A 207-nucleotide genomic window follows, 5' to 3' on the forward strand; every position below is an offset into this window, starting at 1 on the left:
GCCTCGTCGGAACTAGTGAAGCCTCCACTCCACCCCTTGGTGTCGCCGCGATTTGAGATGAAAGTCAAGGATCCGTCGGCATTTCCCGTCACTGTAAAACCTGATGCCGACAGATTATCGGCAAGAAAATCGTGCACTTTACCCGACGTATCTGGCCCAGTAAGCAGGGTGATGTTGTTGACGTGATCGACCCGTAACGTGACGGCC

At 54.1% G+C, this 207-nt stretch carries 1 protein-coding gene; it reads right to left on the reverse strand.

Going from position 1 to position 207, the window contains the following annotated elements:
- A partial coding sequence (locus tag FCU66_RS40905; RefSeq protein WP_210239733.1) for a hypothetical protein occupies positions 1-207 on the reverse strand: 207 nt, incomplete at both ends.

The sequence above is a fragment of the Mesorhizobium norvegicum genome, assembly GCF_004919685.1.
Classification (GTDB): Bacteria; Pseudomonadota; Alphaproteobacteria; order Rhizobiales; family Rhizobiaceae; genus Mesorhizobium; species Mesorhizobium norvegicum.